We start from the raw sequence: 696 nt of genomic DNA on the forward strand, positions 1-696 counted from the left end.
GGGCTCACGCGACTTCGTACCCAGTTCATCATCGCCCCGCTCTCGAACGGCAACATCTCGCTGCTGCTCGATATGGCCAAGAATGCCGGACTGCCGTGGGACGCTATCCTCGGCGCAGAACCGGTACAGACATACAAGCCCATGCCCGACGCATATCTCCGCACCGCGGACATTCTGGGTCTCGAGCCGAGCGAGTGCATGATGGTCGCCGCACACAACAGTGATCTCGCTGCGGCCGCGGACTGTGGCTTCGCAACGGCATTCGTCGCCCGTCCGCTCGAACACGGCCCGAGTCAAACCACCGACCGCACCGCGGAATCCGACTGGACTCACAGCGTCGACTCGATCGATTCTCTCGCATCGCAATTGGGCTGCTGACAACACCAGTCACGTCGGCGGAATCAGCTGGTGCGCAATCCACGCGTCCACGTCCCGGTGCGACCGGAATCGAACGATCGGCAGCTCCGGACGGCGCACACTCAACCGTTGCACCCGCTCGGTAGTCAACCGGTAGGTGCTCCAGGCCCACCGGACGATGTACTCGCGATCGAAGAAGATCCGGTGCAGCGGTGGCTCGATGTTGCCGTTCCACAGCTCGTGCCTACCGAGCATGCGGCGTAGCGTCCGAGTTATCACCTGCCGCATGACCGTTCGACGTGGCAGGTCGAGCCACAAGAGCAGATCCGCATCTGCGAG

General features: G+C 62.9%; 1 protein-coding gene and 1 pseudogene. One reads left to right on the forward strand and one right to left on the reverse strand.

Going from position 1 to position 696, the window contains the following annotated elements; translation table 11 throughout:
- Window positions 1-378 (forward strand): HAD family hydrolase (locus tag RHBS_RS28315; protein WP_148311818.1); only part of this gene is annotated, 378 nt, incomplete at its 5' end.
- Window positions 379-387: 9 nt separating this feature from the next.
- On the opposite strand, the pseudogene RHBS_RS28320 reads toward RHBS_RS28315, so the two are convergent.
- Window positions 388-696 (reverse strand): annotated as a pseudogene (locus RHBS_RS28320) (AAA family ATPase); the annotation flags it as partial.

Origin of the sequence: Rhodococcus sp. BS-15 (assembly GCF_000813105.1) — a bacterium.
Lineage (GTDB): Bacteria > Actinomycetota > Actinomycetes > Mycobacteriales > Mycobacteriaceae > Rhodococcoides.